The 3,442-nt window shown below is 61.4% G+C and carries 3 protein-coding genes; all 3 read left to right on the top strand.

Features of this window, described 5'->3' with window-relative positions; translation table 11 throughout:
• A partial coding sequence (locus tag EH240_RS36505; protein WP_206075389.1) for a hypothetical protein occupies positions 1–565 on the top strand: 565 nt, incomplete at its 5' end.
• Between the two features lie 47 nt (positions 566–612).
• On the top strand, positions 613–1,812 hold the full coding sequence (locus EH240_RS36500; protein WP_167484322.1) for an NAD-dependent formate dehydrogenase: 1,200 nt from the start codon (positions 613–615) through the stop codon (positions 1,810–1,812).
• Between the two features lie 285 nt (positions 1,813–2,097).
• The gene (locus EH240_RS36495) at positions 2,098–3,441 is read left to right on the top strand and encodes a cytochrome P450 (RefSeq protein ID WP_167484321.1); all 1,344 of its coding nucleotides are present in this window, start codon (positions 2,098–2,100) and stop codon (positions 3,439–3,441) included.
• The last annotated feature ends 1 nt before the right edge of the window (position 3,442 follow it).

The raw sequence follows: 3,442 nt of genomic DNA, 5'->3' as shown, positions 1-3,442 counted from the left end.
TGCAGGCATGGCGTGCCGCGGCGACTACTGCGCCCTAAATCACGCAGATGGCACCTCTAAGCGGCTAACGACTACGCTACCAGAATCGATCTACCCCTGCATGCGCTCCTTCAGAGACTCAACTTCGATCTCGTTGGCAATCGCAACTCCCCGGCTCTCGATCTCGGGCAGCATCGCCGTGTGGTCGGTCAACTCCTCCGTTAGCGCGACCAATGACCACTTCCCGGTGCATTGTCGGCGGGGGCAGGCCGGCTGCGGACTCACGCTTAAGCGAGCGTCGAGCAAGATCGCGAATGCTCGCAGCCCGTTCCTTGAAATCGTTCGCATCGAGGGTGCCGGCGATCGGCGCTTCTTCGGACCGCTGCGAACGCTTCCTCTGATCGCACGCGACATTCCCACCGCCAACCCAGCCGCCGTACTTGAAACCGTGTCCTGCTCCTCCACCTTTATTAGAATGGTGCTATTTTTTCCGAACGTGGGAGCGCCAGAAGCGAACCTGCTGGCCACAGATAGTTCAACAGAGCAAATCGCCCTGCTGTTCGTCAGCCTTGACCGGCAGCTTTGATGGAGTCGAGCGCCTTCCTCTTCGCTTTCAGTTGAAGGGAGATGGAATTGGCAAAGGTCGTTTGCGTCCTCTATGACGATCCTGTCGACGGATATCCGACAAGCTACGCGCGGGATGGCCTGCCGAAGCTTCAACGCTATCCGGGAGGCCAGACGCTTCCGACACCGAAGGCCATCGATTTTCAGCCGGGCGTCCTGCTCGGCAGCGTGTCCGGCGAACTGGGCCTCCGGAACTTTCTCGAGAGCCAGGGTCACAGCCTGGTGGTGACCTCGTACAAGGATGGTCCTGACAGTGTGTTCGAACATGAGCTCGCGGATGCCGAGATCGTGATCTCGCAGCCTTTCTGGCCCGCCTATTTGACCGCAGAGCGCATCGCCAAGGCATCCAGGCTGAAGCTCGCGATCACCGCCGGCATCGGGTCCGACCATGTCGACCTCCAGGCCGCGATGGATCGCGGCGTCACGGTTGCCGAGGTGACCTATTGCAACTCGATCAGCGTGTCCGAACATGTGGTCATGATGATCCTCGGCCTCGTGCGGAACTACATCCCTTCCTACCAGTGGGTCGTGAAAGGCGGCTGGAACATCGCGGACTGCGTCGCGCGTTCCTATGATGTCGAGGGGATGGACATCGGCACTGTCGGCGCCGGGCGGATCGGCAACGCGGTGCTGCGCCGCTTGAAGCCATTCGACGTCAAGCTACACTATACCGATCGCCATCGGCTTCCCGAGGCGGTTGAGAAGGAGCTTGGCGTCACTTTCCACAAGACGGCGGCGCAAATGGTGCCTGTCTGCGATGTCGTCACCATCAACGCGCCGCTGCATCCGGAGACGGAAAACCTCTTCGACGAGAAGATGATCGCCAAGATGAAGCGCGGCGCTTATCTGGTGAACACGGCGCGCGGCAAGATCTGCAATCGCGACGCAGTCGCCCGCGCACTCGAGACCGGCCAGCTTGCAGGCTATGCCGGCGATGTCTGGTTCCCGCAGCCTGCGCCTAGAGACCATCCCTGGCGGTCGATGCCGCATCACGGCATGACGCCGCACATCTCGGGGTCATCGCTGTCCGCCCAGGCGCGCTATGCCGCCGGCACGCGGGAGATTCTGGAATGCTGGTTCGAAGGCAAACCGATCCGCGAGGAATATCTGATCGTCGACGGCGGCAAGCTCGCCGGTGCCGGCGCGCATTCCTACAGCGCGGGAGACGCGACGCGCGGTTCTGAAGAGGCGGCACGTTTTAAGACCTGATCGAGGGCCGGCGGTTCCGGACAACCATCCGGACCGCCGCGAAATGGCGAGCTACGGAGGCGCCAGTCGCGGCCGATTGGCGTCACCGACTGACCCCTCTGGGAACAATGAAAAGCAACAGCTCAGCGCGCCGGTCGGCGTCAGAACCTCGCGCCGCATTACGCAGATTGCTCGCAGATTGCCTAGCTTCGTGCCGGCGGTTCGTGAATTATGCTACAATACCATTCTATGAGCAGGTTTTGCCCCATTGAGGCGAGCAGCGTGCATTTATACCCGCCGCGAGTGATGCCACCACCGAAGCCTTTAAATCTGCCACAGTCCTTCATAAAGTTTCTCCGCAATCCGCTGCTGACCATACCCGAGTCCGTCTACCACGAGCCTCTCGCCGCCCTGCGCGGCCCCCCTGCCATCGTCTGGGTGACGGATCCGGCCTTAGTTAAAATCGTATTGGTCGACCACTGCGACGACTTCCCCCAGGACCCGCTCCTACGGCGTGTGCTAGGTGGCTTGTTCGGCAACGGTATTCTGACGTCGGAAGGGCAGGACTGGCGCTGGCAGCACCAGATAGTAGCGCCTCTCTTTCGACATGGTGAGATCGTCCGTTACGCACCCGCCATGGTCGCGGGTGCGGAGTCGGCGATCAAAGCATGGAGCGCTGCACCGCCAGGCTCAACCCACGCGATTGATGCCGACATGCTGCGCGCGACGTACCATGTCATCTCCAACATATTTCTGCCAGGCGGCGGCGCCCTCATTGGCGAAACGATGAAACGGGGAACCGCCGACTATGTCGAGGGGATTTCCTGGTCGACGGCCTATGCGGTGCTCAGCTTGCCGGTCTGGCTGCCGCGCCCTGGTCGCCGCCGCATGCGCTATTGGGAGACCCGTCTTAGGGCCGTTGTTGCCGATATGATTCACGCACACCATACTTCGCCCGACGATCGCAATGATCTCTTGACCCTGCTGCTCGGCGCGGTCGACGCGGAAACCAGCCAGACGATGCCGGAAGAACGGCTTGTCGACAATGTTCTGACGTTTCTTTTGGCCGGCCACCACACCATCGCCATGACGCTGACCTGGACGCTTTATCTCCTGTCACGCGCCCCGGAGTGGGAAGCCCGCGTCCTCGAGGAAATCCGGCAGGTCGTGCCCTCCGGCCCTGTCACTGGGGAGCACATTGACAAGCTGGTGACTGTGCAACAGGTGTTGAAGGAGTCAATGCGGCTCTATCCGCCGCTGCCTGTAATGACGCGCTACTCGGCAAAGGATGCCGAGCTAGCCAGCGAGCACATCAGGGCCGGCACGCTTGTTGGGTTGCCGATCTACGTGATCCACCGCCACCGCAAACTGTGGGATGACCCGGATCGGTTCGATCCGTCCCGCTTCGCGCCAGAGCGTGAGGCCAGTTATTCACGCTATCAGTTCATGCCGTTTGGTGCCGGCCCCAGGATCTGCATCGGTGCTGCCTTCGCGCTCATAGAGGCAACAGCTATGCTGGCGACACTAGTCCGCGCCGCTCGGTTCGAAAGCACACCCGTGCAGGAACCCATGCCGGTCTGGCGCGTGGTGCTACTGCCGAAGGATGGCATGCCCCTACAGGTAACGATACGCGATCGTGTCGGACGCTAGA

The sequence above is a fragment of the Mesorhizobium tamadayense genome, from assembly GCF_003863365.1.
Classification (GTDB): domain Bacteria; phylum Pseudomonadota; class Alphaproteobacteria; order Rhizobiales; family Rhizobiaceae; genus Mesorhizobium; species Mesorhizobium tamadayense.
The sequence above is the reverse complement of the archived record's forward strand: the minus strand, read 5'-3'. Positions and strand labels throughout refer to the sequence as shown.